Source organism: Anaerovibrio sp. RM50, assembly GCF_000622005.1.
Lineage (GTDB): Bacteria > Bacillota > Negativicutes > Selenomonadales > Selenomonadaceae > Anaerovibrio.
The window spans coordinates 12734-34344 of record NZ_JHWV01000018.1 but is presented as its reverse complement, the minus strand read 5'-3'; the positions used below and the strand labels follow the sequence as shown (position 1 = coordinate 34344).

21 protein-coding genes are annotated in these 21611 nt (G+C 44.7%); 12 read left to right on the top strand and 9 right to left on the bottom strand.

From position 1 onward, the window contains the following. Positions 1–34: 34 nt before the first annotated feature. A complete protein-coding gene (gene fba / locus T525_RS0109655) occupies positions 35–1003 on the top strand; it encodes a class II fructose-1,6-bisphosphate aldolase (protein WP_027407038.1) in 969 nt (322 codons plus the stop codon). 94 nt (positions 1004–1097) lie between these two features. Here the strand turns inward: fba and T525_RS0109650 are convergent, their stop codons facing one another. The 4 genes from T525_RS0109650 to T525_RS0109635 all read right to left on the bottom strand — a co-directional run bounded on the left by T525_RS0109650 (position 1098) and on the right by T525_RS0109635 (position 4920). Further along, positions 1098–2000, bottom strand: coding sequence for an RluA family pseudouridine synthase (locus T525_RS0109650; RefSeq protein ID WP_051533538.1), 903 nt, complete (start codon positions 1998–2000; stop codon positions 1098–1100). A 2-nt stretch (positions 2001–2002) separates the two neighbouring features. Then, on the bottom strand, positions 2003–3250 hold the full coding sequence (gene uraA, locus T525_RS0109645) for a uracil permease (RefSeq protein WP_027407036.1): 1248 nt from the start codon (positions 3248–3250) through the stop codon (positions 2003–2005). 161 nt (positions 3251–3411) lie between these two features. Then, positions 3412–3888 (bottom strand): hypothetical protein, encoded by a 477-nt coding sequence (locus T525_RS0109640; RefSeq protein ID WP_051533537.1) that lies wholly within the window; start codon positions 3886–3888, stop codon positions 3412–3414. A gap of 33 nt (positions 3889–3921) precedes the next feature. Further along, complete coding sequence (locus tag T525_RS0109635; RefSeq protein ID WP_027407034.1) at positions 3922–4920, bottom strand: site-specific integrase; 999 nt, start codon at positions 4918–4920, stop codon at positions 3922–3924. Positions 4921–5052: 132 nt separating this feature from the next. On the opposite strand from T525_RS0109635, the gene murI reads away from it, so the two are divergent. Then, a complete protein-coding gene (murI, locus tag T525_RS0109630) occupies positions 5053–5832 on the top strand; it encodes a glutamate racemase (protein ID WP_027407033.1) in 780 nt (259 codons plus the stop codon). On the opposite strand, the gene T525_RS0109625 is transcribed toward murI, so the two are convergent. Together T525_RS0109625 and T525_RS0109620 are read right to left on the bottom strand one after the other, a co-directional pair. Beyond that, positions 5829–6392, bottom strand: coding sequence for a chromate transporter (locus T525_RS0109625; RefSeq protein ID WP_027407032.1), 564 nt, complete (start codon positions 6390–6392; stop codon positions 5829–5831). The two genes, murI and T525_RS0109625, sit on opposite strands and share 4 nt — an antisense overlap. A 15-nt stretch (positions 6393–6407) precedes the next feature. Next, positions 6408–7016, bottom strand: coding sequence for a chromate transporter (locus T525_RS0109620; protein ID WP_084277046.1), 609 nt, complete (start codon positions 7014–7016; stop codon positions 6408–6410). A gap of 411 nt (positions 7017–7427) precedes the next feature. Between T525_RS0109620 and T525_RS0109615 the strand changes: the two genes are divergently transcribed. From T525_RS0109615 to T525_RS0109575, 8 genes are all read left to right on the top strand, one after another. Next, positions 7428–7709, top strand: a complete 282-nt coding sequence (locus T525_RS0109615; RefSeq protein WP_027407030.1) for a hypothetical protein — start codon at positions 7428–7430, stop codon at positions 7707–7709. Positions 7710–7820: 111 nt separating this feature from the next. Beyond that, a complete protein-coding gene (locus T525_RS0109610; RefSeq protein ID WP_037325585.1) occupies positions 7821–9200 on the top strand; it encodes an amino acid permease in 1380 nt (459 codons plus the stop codon). Between the two features lie 126 nt (positions 9201–9326). Next, positions 9327–10511 carry a L,D-transpeptidase gene (locus T525_RS14910; protein ID WP_051533536.1) on the top strand — a complete coding sequence of 395 codons (1185 nt, stop codon included), beginning with the start codon at positions 9327–9329 and terminating at the stop codon, positions 10509–10511. 99 nt (positions 10512–10610) lie between these two features. Beyond that, on the top strand, positions 10611–13280 hold the full coding sequence (polA, locus tag T525_RS0109595) for a DNA polymerase I (RefSeq protein ID WP_027407028.1): 2670 nt from the start codon (positions 10611–10613) through the stop codon (positions 13278–13280). 13 nt (positions 13281–13293) lie between these two features. Beyond that, a complete protein-coding gene (gene mutM, locus T525_RS0109590; RefSeq protein WP_027407027.1) occupies positions 13294–14124 on the top strand; it encodes a bifunctional DNA-formamidopyrimidine glycosylase/DNA-(apurinic or apyrimidinic site) lyase in 831 nt (276 codons plus the stop codon). Between the two features lie 65 nt (positions 14125–14189). Then, positions 14190–14792: a dephospho-CoA kinase gene (gene coaE, locus T525_RS0109585; RefSeq protein ID WP_027407026.1), complete on the top strand. Its 603-nt coding sequence runs from the start codon at positions 14190–14192 to the stop codon at positions 14790–14792. After that, entirely contained in the window at positions 14792–15427 is a 636-nt protein-coding gene (locus T525_RS0109580) for a lytic transglycosylase domain-containing protein (protein WP_051533535.1), read from the top strand. The genes coaE and T525_RS0109580 overlap by 1 nt, the downstream gene beginning before the upstream one ends. Before the next feature lie 5 nt (positions 15428–15432). Beyond that, positions 15433–16362, top strand: coding sequence for an Abi family protein (locus T525_RS0109575; protein WP_027407024.1), 930 nt, complete (start codon positions 15433–15435; stop codon positions 16360–16362). Positions 16363–16471: 109 nt separating this feature from the next. Here the strand turns inward: T525_RS0109575 and larA are convergent, their stop codons facing one another. Further along, the gene (gene larA, locus T525_RS0109570) at positions 16472–17758 is read right to left on the bottom strand and encodes a nickel-dependent lactate racemase (RefSeq protein WP_037325584.1); all 1287 of its coding nucleotides are present in this window, start codon (positions 17756–17758) and stop codon (positions 16472–16474) included. 273 nt (positions 17759–18031) lie between these two features. Here larA and T525_RS15685 point away from each other — a divergent pair, with 273 nt between their 5' ends. Then, complete coding sequence (locus tag T525_RS15685) at positions 18032–19012, top strand: Ltp family lipoprotein (RefSeq protein ID WP_051533534.1); 981 nt, start codon at positions 18032–18034, stop codon at positions 19010–19012. 149 nt (positions 19013–19161) lie between these two features. On the opposite strand, the gene T525_RS0109560 is transcribed toward T525_RS15685, so the two are convergent. Further along, positions 19162–19851, bottom strand: a complete 690-nt coding sequence (locus T525_RS0109560; RefSeq protein ID WP_369751945.1) for an MgtC/SapB family protein — start codon at positions 19849–19851, stop codon at positions 19162–19164. Between the two features lie 265 nt (positions 19852–20116). Between T525_RS0109560 and T525_RS16710 the strand changes: the two genes are divergently transcribed. Next, a complete protein-coding gene (locus tag T525_RS16710; protein WP_255346645.1) occupies positions 20117–20242 on the top strand; it encodes a hypothetical protein in 126 nt (41 codons plus the stop codon). Positions 20243–20433: 191 nt separating this feature from the next. Here T525_RS16710 and T525_RS0109550 read toward each other — a convergent pair whose 3' ends face one another. Then, positions 20434–21564 carry an acyltransferase family protein gene (locus tag T525_RS0109550; RefSeq protein WP_232219213.1) on the bottom strand — a complete coding sequence of 377 codons (1131 nt, stop codon included), beginning with the start codon at positions 21562–21564 and terminating at the stop codon, positions 20434–20436. Positions 21565–21611: the final 47 nt, after the last annotated feature.

Below are 21611 nucleotides of genomic sequence, written 5' to 3'. Positions count from 1 at the left end.
AAGAAAAATTTAAAGAGAGAGGGAGGTATTTTATATGCCATTAGTTGATACCAAAGAGATGTTTAAGAGGGCATACGAGGGTGGCTATGCCATTGGTGCCTTCAATGTAAACAATATGGAGATTGTTCAGGGTATTGTTGCTGCTGCTGAAGAAACCCAGTCTCCTGTTATTTTGCAGGCTTCCGCTGGTGCCAGAAAATATGCTGGTGCGGAATATCTTTTTGGTCTTGTTCAGTCCGCTTTGAAGGTAAGCACAGTTCCTATTGCCCTGCATTTGGATCACGGTGCAGATTTCGAGACCTGTAAGTCCTGTATTGATGGCGGCTTTACATCAGTTATGATTGACGGTTCTGCCCATTCCTTTGAGGCAAATATTGCCATTACCAAGGAAGTTGTAGAGTATGCCCATGCCCATGGCGTAGTGGTAGAGGGTGAGCTTGGTCAGCTGGAAGGCATTGAGGATGATGTCAATGTGACAACAGGCAGTTATACGGATCCTGATGATGTGGAGGAGTTTGTATCCCGTACGGGTGTAGATTCCCTGGCTATTGCCATTGGTACCAGTCATGGCGCATTTAAATTCAGACCGGAGCAGTGCACCAGAAACGAACAGGGTGTACTTGTTCCACCAGATTTGCGCTTTGATATTTTAGAGGAAATTTCCCAGCGTCTGCCTGGATTCCCTATCGTACTCCATGGTGCATCCTCTGTTGTACCTAAGTATGTAGAGATTATCAATCACTTTGGCGGCAATTTGAAGGATGCCATTGGTATTCCTGAGGATCAGCTCCGCAAGGCTGCCCGCAGTGCCGTTTGCAAGATTAATATCGATTCCGATATGCGTCTGGCCCTTACTGCAGGTATCCGTGAGCACATGGCCAAGTATCCTGAGCACTTCGATCCTCGTCAGTATCTGAAGCCAGCCCGCCAGAACATTCAGGACATCGTTGCCCATAAGATCAGAAATGTTCTTGGTTCTGATGGCAAGGCAATCGACGTTTAATATTAATAGTTTAAAATTTTACCTAAAAAATGAAGGACCAGTCCCAAGGGCTGGTCCTATTTTAGTGCGAAAAAAGCGTTATTTCTTCATTAAATCACTTGTAAAAAGCCCTCACCATATCCTGGGGAATATCGGAGTATATGGAAATGGCTTCACCGTTCAGAGGATTGAAAACCTCCAGATGATAGGCATGTAGGGCCTGACGGCTGATTATTTCGTGATTGCCCCCATATAAATCATCTCCCAGCAGGGGAAAGCCAATTGAGGACATGTGAACCCTTATCTGATGGGTGCGGCCCGTTTTAAGCTCCAGCTTAATTAGGGACTTGCCATTATTTACGGCCACAGTCTCATAATGGGTTTCTGAATATTGGCCCTCCGGGGAGCAGATTCTTTGGATAATGCTGTTCGGGTGGCGGGCAATTGGCAAATCGATAATTCCTTCTCTTTTGGGCATAATGCCATTTATCAGGGCAAAATAGCTGCGATGAAAGAATTTTACAGGGGCAATTTTTTTGATATTGGTACCCGGCTGGGTTAATGCACTTTGCAATTGGGGGAGCTTGGCCACCACAACCAGTCCCGTGGTATTTCTGTCAAGTCTGTGAACTGGGTGAAAGTCAATATTCTGTCCCGTTTGCTGATAGTAGTATTTTAAGCCGTTGCCCAAAGTGTTGTCATGGTCCCCGCCGGTGGGGTGAACCAATATGCCTGCAGGCTTGTTGAGAACAATGAGATAATCATCCTCATAGCGGATATCCAAGGGCATTTTTGCAGGAACAACGGTGGATTCCTCCTCCAAAATGCAGGTTACCCTGTCCCCGGTCTTAACAGTGGCCATGGTGGCTTTTACAGCGTCACCGTTCACCAAAATGGTGCCGTTCCATTTTAACCGCCGCCACAGACCATGGGATACGCCGCAGCTGCTTCTAAGAAAAGCCCTGACCGAAACAGGGGTCAGGGCTTCACTATTTTTAACCTCGTAAGTTATGTTCATTTTTAATTCTCACCGCGAAGCTTCTTGATTACGTTGAAGCAGATGCTGAGAATGATTGCCACTACAGTTGCCAGGGACATGCCTGCCAGAGTAGTGGAGCCGATGGTGATGCTTGCGGTGGATACGCCGATACCAAGAACAATGGCAGTAAGCATCAGATTAATTGGCTTGTTGTAGTCGATTTTTGCATCTACCAGAACACGGATACCGGAAGCGGCAATTACACCGAAGAGCAGCATGGAAACACCGCCCATTACAGGGGTAGGAATACTCTGGATAGCAGCTGCCAGCTTGCCGAAGCAGGACAGGATAATTGCAAAAATTGCTGCGCCACCGATAACCCAGGTGGAAAATACCTTGGAGATTGCCAATACACCGATGTTCTCGCCATAGGTGGTATTAGGGGTGGAGCCAAAGAAACCGGACAGGATAGTGGAGATACCGTTACCGATAATAGAGCGGTCAAGACCAGGATCCTTGGTAAGATCGGAGCCCACAATGTTACTGGTTACGAAAAGATGGCCCACATGCTCAGCAATTACAACCAGTGCCGCCGGAAGAATAATGGTAATGGCAGTCAGATTGAACTCTGGGGTGTAGAAGGTAGGCAATGCGAACCAAGGGGCCTTGTCAATGCCGCTAAGGTCAACAATACCAAATGCAAGAGAAATGATGTAGCCGCAGATAATACCAATAAGGATTGGAATAATACCCAAAAAGCCACGGAACACAATCTGGGCAAAGAGGGTAATGGCCAGAGTTGCTACAGATACGATAATTGCATTCATATCTGGAACCTCTTCGGTGAGACCTGCCATCTTAGCCGCAGTTGGCATAAGCTCCAGACCGATAACGGCCACAATGGCGCCCATGGTAGCTGGCGGGAAGATGAAGTCTATCCAGGAAGTTCCCACTGCTTTAACAATTAAGCCCACAATAACGAAGACAATACCAACGGCAATGAAGCCGCCCAGGGCTGCCTCGTAGTTGAACTGGGACAATACGGCAAATACCGGGGAAATAAAGGCAAAGCTGGACCCCAAATATGCAGGAATTTTGCCCTTACAAATTATAAGGTAAAGCAATGTACCGATACCGTTAAACAGCAGTACAGTTGCCGGATTAACGTTAAAAAGGATTGGCACCAATACGGTGGAGCCAAACATAGCAAATAAATGCTGCAAAGATAGCGGAATAGTTTTTGTAATAGGTGGCCTCTCATGGACCTGAATTACGCGATTCTCACTCATTAGTAAAAACACTCCTTTAAAAAAATAAGCAAAAGTGGGTTCAAAAAAACCCTATAAGACTTTAACACAAAAAAAACAACTTGTCTATTAATCTTTGACAAGTTGTTTATGTATACAAAAAAATTAAATTATTTTACCTTTATGCTTCCTTTGTTTTTAAGTTATTTTTTCTGATCCTTCAAGTGATCCTTCCAGTATTCCATATCCGGCTCACTGAGGGGCAGGGATACCTTGTCCCCGTTGTCATAGGCAAACTGAATGGTAATAACCTCCGCCTTGCGCATGGCATTATAGGATTCCGGAGGGAACTCTACAAAGAGCTTGTTTGTATTTTTTAAAGTTGTTTTGTCGTTAAAAAATGCAAGGGAATAGCTGGGAGGAATCTGACGGACAGAGGCCTCCATGGTGAAAACTTCATCATCGCAAATCATGGTCATGGCAGCCAGAAGATTGGCACTGGAATAGCGGTAGTCCTGAATGGTGAGGTTGGCAGTGTTTATTTTGCCGTTTACGTCAACACCAGTCTGGAAATCAATATCACAGTAGCCGGAAAGGTTGTCTGCAGGGCGATGATCGAAAACGTAGGTAAAGCCCCAGCCAAAGCCGCCAAGTAATATTAAAAAAATACCTATCCACATTAATAATCTGCTAGGATATTTAGACATTAAGATTTAATCCTTTCTACGTGAGGTTCCAAACATACGATTAAGAGGATTCTCCTTGAAAAGATTACCCTGCTCAATGTAGCGGTGAACCATTTTTTCTGATTTATGTCTGGTCTGTCTCATAATGGACAGGGCATCCAGATCGTGCTGGGCTGCAGAGGTGGCAAAGCCACGGCGCAGGCTGTGGCCGGCGAAGTCATCAGGATTCATGCCCAGCATACCCATATATTTTTTTACTATAAGTGCCACGGATTTATCGGAAAGCTGGGTTTCACGGGGATCCAGATTCCGTTTGAAGCCCCTGAACAGAGGGCCGTCCTTTATATTTGCGGCCTCAATCCAGTCCTGTACAGCCGTAACGGCACAGGTGTGAGGGTCAGGAGCGTAGGGAATAGCCACCTGGCTTCCATGTCCCAGCTGATCTCCCTTGGATTGGGGAATAAAAATTACCATACCCTGTGGTGAAAATGTAATATCCCTAAGCTGAATGGCTACAAGCTCAGAACGACGAAAAGCCCCTGCAAAACCGAGAAACATCAAGGCCTTGTCGCGGATGGACACCAAATCCCCTGCATCAAAGAGGTCCGCCAGCAAAGACATGGTTTCCATAAGAATAGGTGCCTTGCCATGCTGGAAGGTACCCTTTTCACGGCGGATAGCCTGCATGGCGTTGCGGACCATACCGTCCTTGGCGGGATTATTGTCGTGAAAGCCGGCAGCAATATGGTTTTCTGAGATGGCTGTAATGCGCCTTGACACCGTATTGGCGTGGGCGTGGTCTGCCAGGTCATTAATATAGTTGACTATTGTTTCGGCACTGCATGGGAGAGGCGGTACTTCGTGGGCCTCGCACCAGTCCGTAAAGTCATTCCAGTCAGCAGAATAGGATTTCAGGGTGTTGTCAGCCTTGGATTTCCTCATTCTGCGCTTGCTTTTGGCAGACAGCATTACATTTTGGTTAATATTTTCATTTTTATAAAGGAGAAAATCATCTCTAACATTCATAAACTATTCACCATTCATATTTTATACAAGAAGACTCTGTAAATCAATAGCAGTGCCTTTATCAGATGGGTGTATGGGTGTATAATAATTAATTATAAAAACAAAACCATCCATGGAAAGGTTCTTGATAAAATGACATTGGATAATCCAATAGGAATAATGGATTCGGGCATGGGAGGAATCAGCGTCCTCAGGGAAATAACAAAGCTCATGCCCAATGAAAATTATATATTTTACGGGGATTCAAAAAATGCCCCCTACGGCAGCAGAAGTACAGAGGAAATATACCACCTTACATCAGATGTGGTGGACAAAATGCTGGATATGGGGGTAAAGGCCGTGGTAATTGCCTGCAATACGGCCAGCAGCGCGGCGGGAAAGCGGCTTAGGGAAAAATATCCCCAGCTGCCCATAATTGCCATTGAGCCTGCCCTTAAGCCGGCAGTTATCAGCTGTCCCGGTGGCAGGGTTCTTGTTTTGGCCACGGAAGCCACCCTTCGGGAGCAGAAGTTTGCCACTCTGATGGAGGCGTGGAAGGACAGGGCTGAAATCATAAAAATGCCCCTTCCCGGGCTTCCAGAGTTCGTGGAGCGGGGGGAGCTGGATTCCCCCGAGCTGAGAAAATTCCTTATGGGGTATTTCAGTCAGCTGGAGGGGAAAAAGATAGACGGGGTAGTGCTGGGGTGTACCCATTATCCCTTTGTCAGAAAGGTTATAAGTGAGCTTTTCAACAATGAGGTCAGGATATTTGACGGTGCGGCGGGTACTGCAAGGCAGCTGAGAAGACGCCTTCACTCCATAAATATGATCAGCAACTCCTCAACCCCGGGGAATATAACCTGGCTCAACAGCTCTGATGATCCTGAAATGATTGAGCTTTCCAAAAAGCTTTACAAAATTAAGCTGGATTAAATAATTAAACCCAATACCAGACCCACAATGCCGCTGCCAAAGAGAAGGGTAATGACACTTACCTTTTTTCTTACGGCTATCATGGCGATTAATAAAATGATGATGCCTTTAATATCAAAGTCAGCAAAATTTGTGGGAATGGTTTCTGTATCCCATACGGAAAGCCAGATAAAGCTGAGGCCTGCCGTACAGATAAGGGCAACCACTGCCGGGCGAAGTCCGTTCAGGGTACCCTTGATAACGCTGAGCTCACCGTATTTCTTCATAAGGTAGGTAATAAGCAGGCACAGAATAATGGAGGGGGTAATAAAGCCCAGTGTAGCCACAATGGCTCCTGGTGTCCCTGCAATTTTCGTGCCCACAAAGGTGGCGGCATTAATGCCAATAGGCCCCGGGGTCATCTGGGAAATGGTAAATATATCTATGAATTCCGTCATGGTAATCCAGTGGTAATCATCCACCACTGCGGCCTGAATCCATGGCAGGGAGGCATAGCCGCCCCCAACGCAGAAAAGGCCGATTTTACAAAATTCCCAATATAATAAAAGCAGAATATTCATATTATGGCCTCCTTCTTAGTTATATTTTGGGTCCCTCAGCAGCATAAGTCCTATAATTGCATCCACCAGAACGCAGTACATTGGATTTACATTGAAGCAAAGGGATGCAATAAATGTTCCCAGGGCAATGAGGATAGGAATGAGAAGCTTCTTTTTGAACAGCTTCCCGACAAGATTAAGTCCCACGTCAATAATCACCGCCGTGGCACCGCACTGCATGCCCTTGAGAATCATCTGCACATAGTAATTATGGGCAAAGAGGTCATAGAAAAAGGCTATAATGGTAATGGTTATAAGGGGAGGAAGCACAGTGGCCAATATGGTTACCATGGTCCCCATGAATCCCGCCATTTTATAGCCCAGCATAATTGAGGCATTGACAGCCATAATACCGGGCAGGGACTGGGCGATAGCGGTGATATCCAATGTATCCTTGTCGTTAATCCAGCCGTATTCATCCACGTACTTTTTTTTCAGCAGGGGTATGATTACCATGCCGCCCCCTACAGTGAAGGCACTGATAAGAAATGTGGATTTAAACAGCACCCAGAAGAAGTGCCGGGTGCCGGGCACTATATTAAGCTTGCTTACAGCCTCATCCAGCTGCTGGTTTTCATTATTCATAACTGGCTCCTTAATTTACAATTCATCAAACAATTCTAATATATAATATTTGAAATTGCAAAAAAATATGATATAAAATAAAAAAATCGGATCTGGGTGGACAGTCCGATTAATTTAAGCAATAAAAGAAGCCCCTTGGAGATGAGGGGCTTCTCACGGAGAAGGAATGATAATGGGATCTACATCAAGGCAATTCTTACGTAACAACCAATTGGAGAGGTTTGTTTGTTACATTAACCTTGATTCACCTTCCATAGGAGATTCGATTACCTCCTACGATGTAGAACTATATTAGTATAATTAAATTAAATCAAGATGAGAGAAAGATTAAAATAAGATTAAAAAGTGTAAAATGTACAGTTTAGTGTTACAATAAATATGTACATGTACACTGGGAAAGGACGAATGCATATGAATATATTAAAACTTTGTCTTGTGGCGGTACTGGTTTTTTGGCTTATTTCTGAGTTTGCCTCCGAGGATGTGTCCGCTGTAACCAGCATGCTGGGAATTGCCGTGGCTGTGGTGGCAATGATTATTTACAATAAAAAGCACAGCAGAAGCGGTAATCCGGACTCCGAAGAGCCTGGGGACTACGATGACGATGACCCTGACTATGATGCTGAAGATTACATTGATGAGGTCAATGATGATAAACAGGGGAATGGGGATTTGTCAGACCATAAAAAATGATAATTTTATAGTATTATATCCTCAAAAGTGGTATAGTTAACGAGATATTTGCACTCTGTGCATATTATACGGATGAAAGGTTGTGTTAGTGAGGCAATGGAAGAAAAAGGAATGAAAAGGGGATTGAAGAACCGCCATTTGCAGCTTATTTCCTTAGGGGGCGTAATTGGCAGCGGATATTTCCTTGGTACCGGCTATATTCTGGAAAAAGCGGGACCGGCTGCAATAGTTTCCTATTTGCTGGGAGGCGCCATTGTACTGTGTGTCATGCTTTGTCTGGCGGAATTGGCGGTGGCCGAACCCATAGCGGGATCTTTTGTAACTTATGCAAGAAAATATATTAATCCTACATGGGCATGTGGTGTAGGTTGGACATATTGGGTCACATGGGTTTCCTATGTACCCTCGGAAATGATTGCTGCGGGCATAATAATGAATAATTTTGTGCCGGAGGTGAGCCAGCTTTGGTGGGCTGTCCTGTTTTGCCTGCTGGTGACAGTTGTTAATCTGTTTCAGGTGGATAAATTTGGCGAAAGCGAATTTTGGCTGGCAATTATAAAAATTGTTGCCCTTATGGCTTTCGTAGTGGTTGGTGGACTTATTATATTAGGTGTTATTGGTGACCAGGGCTATCTGGGCACCTCCCTGCTTCTTGGCAGCGGCGGCTTTACCCCAAATGGTTATTGGGCCATCATTGTTACTATGACCATTATTCTGGTAAATTTCCAGGGCACTGAAATCATCGGCCTGGCAGCCGGTGAGTGTGAAAAGCCTGAGGAGAGCATTCCTTTGGCAGTAAGAAACGTGACATGGCGTATTATTGCCCTTTATATTATTCCGATTTCTGTTTTGATTTCCATTTTGCCATGGGACAAGGCAAGTCTTGAGGAAAGTGTATTTGCAGTTGCCTTGTCTGAATACGGTTTGGACAAATTTGCCGCCTTCTTCAGCTTTGTGGTGCTGACTGCAGCCCTGTCCTGTACCAATTCGGGGCTCTATGGTACCAGCCGTGCCCTTTATTCCCTGTCAAAGATCGGCATGGCCCCAAAGAAGCTGTCAACGCTTAATAAAAACGGTATGCCTCAAAATTCCGTGGTGGTTACCATTGCCACCTGCTGGCTGATCATTCTTCTGTACAGCTTTGATACCAGCGACATGGCCTACACATATCTTTTATCATTGTCCGGATTTACTGGCGCCATAGCCTGGATTTCCATCTGCTGGAGCCAGTACAATTTCCGCAAGCACTGCGAGGCAAGAAATTCTGTGGAGAGACTTCGCTATAAGACGCCGCTTTTTCCATTTGTAACCCATTTCGGCATTTGGGCACAGATTATCAGTGTTATCATTGTGGCCTCGGAGCCGGAGCTGCGGGAGACCATTTATCTCGGCGTTATCAGCCTTATAATTCCAATGGTTATTTACAAGTTTGAACACAGCCGCTGGAAAAGAAAAAAGAAGAAACGCATGGCGCTAATGAAAAATAGTTAATTATGTCTGAGCCCTTTTCAGAATTAACCTGAGGAGGGCTTTTTCTTATGTTTTCTGCATTGAAAAAAATAAGTTGCCATGTTAAACTTATAGTTGGAATTTATTTTTATCCGGGAGTTGAAAATAATGGGGTTTAGGGCAAGAAAGGTAGCTGGAATTTTATGTGCAGCTACATTATTAGTAAGCGGGACAGTTTGGGCAGCTGACCCGGAAATGACTTCAATAAAAGAGACAGATGTGGCCAGGGAACAGGCTGCAGCCGTGGCAAGTGCTGAGCAGGACATTCATGCAGATGAGCTGGTTGCTGAGGCAGATGATGGTACCAAAATCTTGATAAATCTGGCTTCCCGTGGATTGTATCTTTATGAGCGGGGGGAAAAGACCAAGCTTTATCCTATAGCCTGCGGCAGATACTCCAACCGTTCCCCGGTGGGATATTATAAGGTAATCGAAAAGGAAGTTAATCCTACGTGGGTTGATCCGGCTGATCGCACCAATGTGGTTACCTCCGGTCCTTCCAATCCATTAGGCTATCGCTGGATAGGATTTAACGGCTACTATGGTATTCATGGTACCAACAATCCCGCCAGCATTGGCACTTACGCCTCCAAGGGCTGCATCCGCATGAATGAGGCTGATGTGGAGGATCTCTATGAGCGGGTTGACGTGGGCACTCCTGTGGAGGTTTACTACAACCGCTGTGTAATGGAGAAGGCTCCTGACGGCACTGTGGTATATTACATTTATCCTGATGCCTACGAATGCCAGCCCCTTACTGTTAGACAGATTAATGAGTGGCTTCACGGCTACGGCGTGGAGTGTTTTGAAAGTGACGAGGCTATACAGGCCAAGATTGATGCCGAGGACGGCCAGCCAACCTTCGTTGCCAAGCCTTTCAATTTGACTGTGGACGGAAAGACACTGGAATGGAAGGCTATCCTTAAGGATGGTATTTATTATTTGCCTGTATATCCAATGGCCGATGCAATGAAGATGCCTGTTTACACCGATAAGGAAGCGGGCATGGTGAAAACTGCCTATGGTGTTGCTGCAGTAACTGTATTTAAAAATGTTTCCTATATAAATGCCGATGATGCTGAGGGACTGTTTAATATCAGTGGTGGCAAGTTCTCCAACAATTCCATGGTTTATAAATTGAACCCTTCCAGAAAGCTGGAAATGTCGAGACAGCCGGAAAATATTAATCGGGTGGACAGCTCTGATAAGAGTGGGAATAAAACTCAGCCTGGGGCTTTTAATAACTCCGGTTCTGTAACCAAGGTTAATGAAACTGCCAAGTATAACCAGTAATGGGATGTGGCAAGTATAAGTTTGTTTTTTAAGCAGAGGTATATTATATCTCTGCTTTCTTGTGCCTATAGGCTTTGGCCTATAGATGGGGGTATTGCTTTGAAGAAGAAATTTTTTATTTTGGATGGAAGCTCTCTTTTGTACAGGGCATTTTACGCCCTGCCGCTTCTGGAATCCAAGTCCGGGGAGTTCACCAACGCTATCTACGGCTTTTCCAATATGCTGGTAAAGCTTATGACAGAGTGGAAGCCGGATTATTTGGTTATTGCCTTTGATGCGGGGAAAAAGACCTTCCGCAATGAGATGTTCTCTGAATATAAGGGTACCAGAAAGCCTACCCCTCCCGAGCTGCTGAGCCAGATTCCGTTGCTTCATGAAATGGCCAAGGCCTGGGGCATTTCCTTGGTGGAGCTGCCTGGCTATGAGGCTGACGATATTATTGGCACTCTGGCCAATAAGGCTGTGGACAATGGCTGCGAGGCCTATGTGGTTACTGGGGATAAGGATGCTCTGCAGCTTGTGAAGGCTGACTTAAGCGTGCTGTTTACAAAAAAAGGAATTTCAGAGCTTAAAAAATATGATGTGGAGGCCTTCCACGAGGAATACGACGGTCTTGATCCTATTCAGCTTATTGATATGAAGGGCCTTATGGGGGATACCTCCGATAATATTCCTGGGGTTCCGGGAGTTGGTCCAAAAACTGCCTCAAAGCTGTTGGCTGCCTATGGCAGTGTGGAGGAGGTTCTCCTTCACATTGAGGAAATTGCTGGGAAAAAGCTTCAGGAAAATATCCGTGAAAATCAGCAGATGGCCATTTTGTCCAAGAAGCTGGCTACGATCTGCCTTGAGGTTCCTGTGGAATTTGACGGGGATGCCTTTAGAATCACCACTGACGGCAATGAGTTGACCCGTTTCTATACACGTTATAATATTAAGTCAATGCTGAAGGCCATTCAGCCATTTATAGGGGAGGCCGAAACCACTGAAACTGTTTCGGGGCCGGAGCTGCCGGATTGGGTGACAATAAAAGACTGTGCTGAAATGGAGGCACTTATTGAGGAATGCCGTCAGGCGGGAAAGGTGTATATTTCAGCATCCTTTGATGGCAAGGTTCCCTCTGTGTCCGTAAGGGGCCTTGGGATTTCCGTAAATGGCAAGGGCTATTATGCAGATGTATACTCCGAATCCAAGGATGAATTTGCACAGGATTCCCTGTTTTTTGATGAAAATGCCTCTGAAAATCAGCTTTTGAGTGTATTTAGGGAGCTTTTGGCGGATGATTCAGTTGAAAAATATATTCATGGGTTAAAAAAATATTACCACTCTGGATTGGAGATAAAGGGCAAAATATACGATATGGAGCTGATGGGCTATCTTTTGAACCCTGTAAGCTCCAAATACGATGTGGCAGAGCTGGTTTCTGCATATCTCCCAACCCTTGGTATTCCGGAAAAGGGGGCTGATCCGGGCAATATCATGGTCTGGCAGGCCTATGCCCTGGCACTTTTGGGGGAGGATATGCTTCAGACCCTGCAGGACAAGGAGCTTGACAAGCTGTACTGGGATATGGAGCTTCCATTGGTGGAGGTTCTGGCTGATATGGAAAAATGTGGTATACACGTAAACCGTAAAAATATCCACGAACAGTCTATTGCTGTGGGGAAAACCATAGCTGAGCTGGAAAAGGAAATCCATGAACTGGCCGGGACTGATTTTAATGTGAACTCCCCAAAACAGCTGGGTGAGGTTCTCTTTGAAAAATTAGGCCTTCCAGTGATTAAAAAAACAAAGACCGGATATTCCACTAATGCAGAGGCGCTGAACCAGCTTAAGGGGGAGCATCCTGTTATTGAAAAGATATTGAGCTACCGTCTGTGGACCAAGCTGAAATCCACTTATCTTGACGGCATCAGCCAGCTGATAGACGGTAAAACAAATAGGGTTCATACCTCCTTTAATCAGACCGTTACTGCTACTGGGAGACTCAGCAGCTCCGATCCTAATTTGCAGAATATTCCTGTCCGTACTGAAGAGGGCAAGAAAATCCGCCAGCTTTTCGAGCCTGGGGAGGGCTATGATTACCTTCTTAGTGCTGATTATTCCCAGATTGAGCTTCGGGTGCTGGCCCACATGTCCCAGGATGAAAGCTTTATCAAGGCATTTAATAATAACGAGGATATCCATGCCCGTACTGCTGCAGAGGTTTTCGGCATTCCTATGGAAGAGGTTACACCAAAGCATCGTCGCAGTGCCAAGGCCGTAAACTTTGGCATTGTTTATGGCATCAGCGATTATGGCCTGTCCCAGGATCTGGGTATTACCCGCAAAGAGGCGGCGGGCTATATAGAAAGTTATTTTGAAAAATGTAAGGGTGTTAAGAGCTTTATAGATAAAGTCGTGGAGGATGCCCACAGCAAGGGCTATGTGCAGACAGCCTACGGCCGCCGCCGAGAGCTAACCTCCATTAACAGCTCCAATTACATGCAGCGTATGCTGGCAGAAAGAATGGCCATGAATACCCCGATTCAGGGCACCGCTGCTGATATCATCAAGCTGGCCATGATAAAGGCCCATAAAATGATAAAGGAAGCAAAGCTTAAGAGCCGCATTCTCCTGCAGGTTCACGATGAGCTTGTGCTGGAAGTAGTGGAGTCTGAGGTTGATACCGTTAAGGGCATTTTGAAGGATGCCATGGAAAATATTGCATCCCTAAGTGTTCCTCTTTCTATTGATATAAACATGGGCAAAAACTGGGCTGAGGCGAAATAAAGGAGGAGTTTCCATGCCGGAAATGCCGGAGCTTGAAACCATAAGGCGTTCCCTTGAACCCCATATTAAGGGCAGAAAAATTACTGATGTGGAGCTGCTGCTTTCCCGTCAGATTAAGCACCCCTCTCCTGAGGAATTTGTTTCCCGCATTAAGGGACATACAATCAGTGAGCTTCAGCGCAGGGGCAAATACCTTATCTTAAGACTGGAAAATGGGATTTCCCTTGTCATTCACCTTAGAATGAGCGGACAGGCCTGCTATTGTGGGCCAAATGAGCCAGACAGAAAGCATTCCCGCATTATTTTTCATTTAGATGACGGAGCCCGCTTTATATTTGCCGATACACGCACCCTTGGCACCATATATGCCATGAGGGATGATGAAATATCCCTTATCAGGGGGCTGGCTGAGCTGGGGCCTGAACCCCTTAGCGAAGACTTTACCCTTGATTACCTTAAAAGTGTTCTTTCCGGGAAAAAAGGGAAAATAAAGAGCTTTCTTTTAATGCAGAATTATATTGCCGGCCTTGGGAATATATACGTGGACGAGTGCCTGTTTTTGGCGGGTATTAATCCACTGAGAACCCCGGATTCCGTAACATCTGCTGAGGCAAAAAAGCTTCACGCCTGTATTAATAAGGTTATAGAGGACGGAATAAATGATGGTGGCACCACCTTCCGTGACTATCGTGACGGTGTGGGGGGCAAGGGCAGCCATCAGAATAATCTGTATGCCTATGGCCGAGGTGGTCAGCCATGCCGAAAATGTGGTACTATAATGGAGAAAATAAAGGTTGGAGGCCGTGGCACTGTATATTGCCCAAAGTGCCAAAAACTGAAATAATATTTTAGTATGTGTAACACTTAAATATGTAAGCAATACTTCAATTTGTAAGGGAAGCTTAAAATATGAAGATTATCGGTTTGACCGGCGGAATAGCCAGCGGCAAGAGCACTGTTACCAAGTATCTGCGTCAGCAGGGCTATACGGTGGTGGATTGTGATAAAATTGCCTGGGAGCTGGCGGAGCCGGACCATTCAATATGGCAGGTGTATTTCGCCCGTTATGGCAGCAGGGTAATAAATTCAGATAGGTCCTTGAACCGTCAGGCTGTGGCAGACATTGTTTTTAAGGAAAAAAATGAGCTGTCTGTTATTAACAGTCTGGTTCATCCCCTTATCAAGGAGGAGATGATGGCCCAGGTGGAGGAAGCCAGGGCCAGGGGAGAAAAACAGATTTTTCTTGATGTGCCTTTATTATTTGAGGCAAACTACGATAAATTAACAGATGAAAAATGGCTGGTATACGTTACCCGTGATACACAGCTGAGACGGCTTGTGGCCCGTAACAGCTACAGCCGTGAAGAGGCCATCAGGCGCATAGATTCCCAGATGAGCCTTGAGGAAAAGAAAAAATTAAGTGATGTTATTATAAATAACAATGCTGACAGGAAAAGGCTTCGCCGTCAGCTGGATGAACAACTTGAGAAGCTTAGATTAGAAGGTGAGTAATGGACAGGGAAGACGAACGCTTAAAACGTCGCCGTGAATATCTTCGCCAGAAAAAAGAATTTCAGAGGAGAACCTGGAGCTGTGCAGTAGGTATTATTATTCTTCTCATGGCCTTTGTGGCATTTTTTGTAATGCAGCAGAAAAGTGTCCAGCGGACCTTTATGTTTCCGTATGAATATCAGCAGATTGTCCAGGTTTGCAGTGAAGAAAACCATGTTGATGAATTTTTGGTTGCTGCTGTAATAAAGTCAGAAAGCAACTTTAAAAATAATGCTGTTTCCACTCCGGGGGCCATAGGGCTGATGCAGCTTATGCCTGATACAGCCGCGTGGATAGCCTATGAAATGCAAGATAAATCCTATTCTCCGGAGCGGCTGGAATCTCCGGAAATTAACATATATTATGGCTCGTGGTATCTTGCACGGCTCTTAAGGGATTTTCATGGCAATAAAATATTGGCATTGGCGGCATATAATGCAGGCCATGGCAATGTGGAGTCATGGATGGAGCAATACGGCTGGGACTATGATTTTAAGGATATTTCAGCCATTCCTTTCAGGGAAACAGAATTGTACGTCAAGGGCGTTTTAAGGAATGAACAGAAGTACATAGAATTATACGGAGAGAAGGAGTAAACCTTTTGGGCAACAACAAGCTTAACCTTGAAGGTCAGATACAGCAGATGAAGTCGAAAAATATCGGCTTTAACATTGTCAAGGAGCCAGAGGCACTGGAATATCTGGCCAAACATACTTATTATTTCCGCCTTAAGCACTATGCGGAGAATTTTGAAAAAATAAAAAAGCCCGGGGTGGGAACCAGATATATAGATTTGGAGTTTGCCCATCTGAAGGAGCTGTCCCTGCTGGACCTGTATTACCGCCGGGTCATGTTTAATATTGTGCAGGACGTGGAGCATTACGCCAAGATTCAGCTTCTCAATGCCCTTTCCAGAAACAAAAAGGAAAACGGCTACAATATTGTCAATGAATACATGGACAAGCGCAAGTACCTGGACAGGGAGCTTTCCCGCCATCAGACAAAATACGCCAAGGGACTTATTGAAAAATATAAGGGCAATTTTGCGGTGTGGAATATTATAGAGGTCCAGACCTTTTCCCAGTTTATTGATCTTTATGATATGTATTTTGAGAAGTATCAGCAAAAGCACGTTGATACAAAATATCTTAATGTGGTAAAGAGCCTTAGAAACTGCATCGCCCACAACAACTGCCTTATGTTCAACCTTCACCAGTCAGCCACTGCCATTGATACTGAGGATGCCATAAGGATAGCGGTGGACATGGGGCTGGATGAGCAGGAATCCAGGGCAATGAATCACGTTACATTTATAAAAGAGCTTAATATTACCTTATATGTTTTCTGGAACATCGTTACCAGTGAGGAGGAAAGGGATTTCCAGCTGGAGCTTTTGCATGATCTGGTAAATAAGCGGTTTAACCGTCACATTTATTATTTTGATAATAATAAGGTGGTTCTGCCGGTTCTGAAATACGCCCAGAAGCTCGTAAAATATTATTTCGACAAAACCCGTGAGGAAAAAGAATAAAAGCAATCAAAAACAGCTGCCGGGGGTATCTGGCAGCTGTTTTTGATTGGATTATCGTTTGGATAACCTGTTTGGATAAATGTGTATGTAATGATAGGGAAACGCAAATTTAGTCGCGTACTATAACGGATATTCCGTTTGGAATACAGGTTACAGTAGCGTTATCGCCCTTTATGCGGCGGGCCTCAGCATAAGCCTCTTCCAAAGTAGGGAAGTAGTGGGCCTTCAGGTCCTCAATAAGCTGCTTCTGGGCCGGATCTGCCACAAAGAGTACAGTGTGCTTTCTTAAAATACGGCACCATACCTGGGCACACCACTGATCTGGCAGGGTCTCCTTCTGAGGAGTGTTTACGCACTTCTGGAAGAACTCGTCAGCAGTGGCAGCATCGTGTATAGAGTCATAATAAGACTGACCGCCGTGACCGTCTTTACAGGTGGCCAGCATTATTATGACACCGCCTTCATTAATGGAGGCTTCAGCGGCAGACATCCCCTTTGGACACTGGTATGCGTTCTGGTCCAGAGGATAACCGCCGTTGGTTGTAATAACAATATCAGCAGGAACTGGCTTAACGGCACAGTACTTCGCAAGGAATTCCGTACCCTCCAGATGTGCTGTTTCAAAGTTGCCGGCGTAAGCGGCAACGGTTTTCTTGTCCTCATCAATAATTACGTTGCAGATAAAGGCCAGCTTTGCCATGCGGGCAGCGGCCACCATATCTATATGGAGAGGGTTGCCTTCAAGAATACCGGTGCGGGCATAAGGAGAGGCAATAAATTCGCCGCAGTGATTGCCCATAACAGTAACTGCATCGCAGATACCAGGCAGCACACTCTTACGGCCCCCGGAGAAGCCGGCGAAGAAGTGGGCCTCAATAAAGCCCTCTGCCACAAGCAGTGAGGACTCTGCAGCAACCTTGTCAATAATGCAGTCAGGACCTGATGGAAGAACACCAACCTTGGTGTTGCACTCAGGATTATGTGCATCATGTACAATGATATCATTTTTAAATTCATCATACAAGTCCTTGCCTAATTTGTTTTGCAATTCCTCCACACTTGTAGGTCTGTGGAAGCCGGTGGCCACCAAAAAATTAATCTTGATATCCGGGTTGCCCTTGCGGAGCTCCGCGATCATTTCCGGCAGAATATCCTGGCTTGGAACAGGGCGGGTGTGGTCGGAAATGATGATGCAGCAGTCAGGCTTACCCTTTGCAAGCTCAGAGAGAAGCGGGCTGTCAATAGGGTTCATCATGGCTTCGTGGACTATTTCCCTGCCGGAGCGGGTGCTTTTCAGCTCATCCACACGGGAGGTCAGCACGGTGCTTTCTGCCGGTACTTCCAAATCGATGGCCCCGTCATCGTAGAGAAAGCTTACTGTTTTTGTATTTGGCATAATTTCATTTCATCCTTTCGTACATATATCCATATATAAATTTGTTCGACAAATAATCTCAAAAACCTTCTTTTCGTCTGATAAATTTTAACATTTTTTGAGGATAATTACAATTTAAATATGATTCTCATGCATTCTCATCCAATTCTAACTTGCAATATATTGTTAACTGCTAATACAATATTGTCATAAAATGAGACTTATTCAGCATGTGCTTATATTAAAGTGTACAGCCGCAAACGTATTCCATATTACGTGTATAGGAGCCTAAAAATGTTAAAGTGCAAAAAGATTTTATGCCATATATTGCTTTCTGCTTCTCTCCTTTCTGTTATGCCACAGATGGCTGAAGCCAAAATGGAGAGTTATGTTGCCGTGGGTGAGTACACCCTCAGCGATAATGAGACCCCACAGCAGGGGGAGGATAACGCTGTAAAGGAGGCACTGCGGAATATTTCGGAGCAGCTGGGGGTCATTGTAGCCAGCCACACCAAAGTTGAAAATGCTGTGGTGACCCGTGATGAAATCATCACATTCAGCAGCAGCTTTTTGAAGGTTCAGAACAAGGTGATAAAGCGCAGTATTGACGCAGACGGGGATATTCACGTATTTGCCCACGTAACTGCCAATGCAGATCCTGATCTGGTGCTTTCGGAATTAAACCAGCTTGCCATTTCAAGGCTTAAAAACAATAATCCGTCTGCAGTAAATAACACAAATGCGGGTGGAACCAATTCCCGGCCTATGCCAAATTCACAGCCAACCTTTACTCCACAGCCAATTACCTCTCCTAAACCAAGTGGCGTCCAGCCCCCAAGAGGCGATATACCTAAACAATATCAGGGGGCAGTTCAGCAGGGGGAGGCCTACGCGTCGCAAAATCATCTTTCTAAAAAAGGCTTGTTCAGATACCTTCTGTCAAATGGATATTCCAGAGAAAATGCCACCTATGTATCAGAGCATGTTGGTATAGACTGGAGTGACAACGCCCTTGGGAGGGCCTATGATTATCTGAATCAGGACTACTATTCCAAAAAGGGCATTTATATTCAGTTGCTGTCACCAAACGAGGGCTTTACCAGGGAAGAGGCCTTCTATGCTATGACTAATGTGTCCGCCGACTGGAATAATCAGGCCCTTGGGAAGGCAAGACAGTATCTGGACATGGGCTGGACAGAAAACAAGATCAGCCAGCGCCTTTCCATTGAAGGCTTTTCCAACGAGGAAGTGCAATATGCCATGTCCTATATTTAATAATTTAGGAATGAAATGAATTAAAAATAACAGGAATGCAGGTATTTAAATAATATAGGAATTCAAATAAATAAAAAATTGCAATAAAAGAAGGAGGCCAGGGCGGCCTCCTCTTTGCTTCTTATTACATATTTTCCCAGCTCTGTGGTTTATGTCAGCTCTACGGTTTCAACCCCATTAAGGGCATATAGGGCGTGCATTACTTCCACTTCACGGATATTCTTGGTATTAATAAGCTCCATTTCCACCAAAATATGGGAATCGTCCTGGGCATATTCCGTATTCTTCATTTTTACCTGACATATCTTTATATAATGACGCTTCAGGGTATCATATACCTCCTGGACGGTGGCTGAATTGTTTTTTATGATTACCTTGGCAGTGAGCTTCTTGTCGATTTTATGGAAGGAATCAAGCTTGGCAAATACCTCAAGTACAAGGAATACGAGCAAAGCAGTGAAGAAAGCACTCAGATAATATCCTGCGCCTACGGATAGGCCTACACCCGCTACAACCCATAGACAGGCTGCCGTGGTAAGTCCCGTGACGTTGAGACCCTCCTTCATTATGGCACCAGCACCAAGGAAACCTATGCCGCTGACTACCTGGGCTGCAAGCCTTGCAGGATCGGCATTTGTCTTTCCTTCAACTGTGGAATATATTTCAGTGGAAAGTATCATTATAAGGCAGGAGCCAAGACATACAAGCATATTGGTCCTGAGACCTGCTGATTTGCTTTTTGATTCGCGCTCATAGCCTATGAGGCCGCCCAATATGCAGGATAAAGCCAATCTTCCCAGAAGCACCAAATCATCTGGTGATATAAAACTCATTTCCATACAATCACCGCCATAAAAATAATTATAACGAGCTTAAAGATGTCCCCCTACCTCTTTAGGTGGGGGAAAGCAAACTTTAACAGCTGGCGAGCATATCTCCCAGCTCGTTGAAACGCTAATTGGAAGTTTTTTCTTCTTAGAAGAAGAAAAAATTGAACAATGGCGTTATAAAAAAATGAAAATAATACTTGACACTAATCACTAACTGTTATAAACTATTACAAGTTGTTGAAAACTAAATATCGCCACGAAAGGAGTGGGAACATTGACTAACATCGATATGTTATTTTCAATGGTAGGGTTATTCACCGTAGCAGCAGCTATTCCTTGCATCTTTGCACCAGAGCTGGCTATGAGCGAAATGCGTGCCCTTGTGAAGTCTATTCTCTAATTATAGAGATATTCTTCACTAAATAGAAGTTGCAGCTGACTTTTGTCAGGTGCTTTTTTTATTTTCAGCGATATTTTAAATTCAGCAATATTTTAACTCAATAACAATTTAACGTTCTTATTCTACAAAAAGAGGAGTTTTACCTTTTTAAATAAGAAAAAACTCCCCGTAGATGTTATTTTTAAATAAATTTAGGCCACCTTGGCCTTTTTGCTGCTGGCAAAGCATGGCAGGAACAGCAGCAGCCTGCTGACCACGTAACAGATTATGAGACCGATTATGGAGCTGAGTATCCATTTAGGCAGCCAGAAAATATCCAGCGGCAACAGGAAATATGCCACCGGGAATACAATCTGCATGTGGCAATAATACATGGTGTAGGAATTTGCCGCCATTTCACTCCAGAACTTGTTGGTCTTGTTGAAGAAACGGCAGAAAATTGCCAGCAAACCATAAAAGGAAGAGGTAAACATTGCCGCCTGCAAAATTCCTCTTATAAAAACGAACTGAAGGGCATTGGCAACAAAAAATCTGCCCATGAGAACCCACATAGGATATGCAACGGTCATCACAACCAGCAAAGGCACCCATTTAGCTAATGAAGGCTTGTAGCCCTCCTCAGTGAACCACTGATGTCTCCAGGCGTAGGCTCCAAGGAAAAAGGCCCATACATAAGGAAGAATGCGGCATGGCTGCAGAACCAGAAAATAGTTGAGGTGTATCCACAAATCATCAAAGCCGGTGATAATATCCATGGCCACAACATTGCAGAAAACAAAAATAAATAAGCTCCAGGCCATTACCTTGCCAGGCTTGGAAGGGGCACACTGTTCAAGCAAGCTCTTATCCAGTTTGGTTAATATGAATAAAATAAGGTAAAACACCGTCAGAATACCCAAAAACCAGTATTGGATATGGGAAAAGAAGAGGCCGGAGCCGCCATTTACCGGGTCAAAGAAAAACCAGTTGCTGCAAAACTCAGAAAAGCTTACAGGGGCATTACGGCTGAAAAATGTAAGGTAGGAGACAGGAGCCGCAAATAATAAGGTACCGCCAATCCATGGCACAATTATTCTCTTAAAGCGGCCGGACCACCATTTACCGTCACCGTGCTTTTTTAAGGTCATAATACCAAAATAGCCGCTGATAAAATACATTATTGGCATGATAAAAACATCTACCCATACCACAAAGCCAGTAAGGAACAATGAGCAGTGCTCCGTATCAACTACATACCACCATTCCGGGGCATAGGCCATATAGCAAAGTCCCAAATGAAAAACAATCATCAAATTAATAATGAACATTTTCAGATTGTCCATGAAAAATAAACGCTTACCCATAATCTTAAAATAACAACACCCTTCAA